This window comes from Pseudoxanthomonas kalamensis DSM 18571 (genome assembly GCF_010211745.1).
GTDB classification, from domain to species: Bacteria; Pseudomonadota; Gammaproteobacteria; order Xanthomonadales; family Xanthomonadaceae; genus Pseudoxanthomonas_A; species Pseudoxanthomonas_A kalamensis.
Window position 1 is genome coordinate 1 of record NZ_PDWQ01000158.1, and the last position, 457, is coordinate 457.

The 457-nt window shown below is 60.2% G+C and carries 1 pseudogene; it reads left to right on the forward strand.

From position 1 onward, the window contains the following. Positions 1–203: 203 nt before the first annotated feature. Positions 204–457, forward strand: a pseudogene (locus tag CSC70_RS14505) (efflux RND transporter permease subunit); the annotation flags it as partial.

A 457-nucleotide genomic window follows, 5' to 3' on the forward strand; every position in this document is an offset into this window, starting at 1 on the left:
TTTGCTCGACAAAGGAGGATTACGGAGCGTTATGGTGTTTAGTGGGCTATGTCAGTGTTAGACGAGAAAGGTACACGAGACGCGTCCAGACTGTCCGTCGTGTGGTCCTTGGGCGACTACAGATAGAATTGCCTCGCGCTTGAAAAGTGCAAGGGCGAACGCAGGAAATGCTGCACGAATCTGATCTGCAGGCTTTTTTTTCGGCGATGGAGGAGGTGCGGGCGATGGTCGCGGCCGATCCGCTCGGCGCCGGCCTGGGCCTGCACATCGGCGGCCAGGGCGAGGAACTGGCGCAGTCGGTGCGCTCGCTGCTGTTCGCCTTCGCCCTGGCGATCTTCCTGGTCTACCTGGTGATGGCCTCGCAGTTCGAGTCATTGCTGCATCCGTTCGTGATCCTGTTCACCATCCCGCTGGCGATGGTCGGTGCGGTGCTGGCCCTTCTGCTGACCGGCAACAC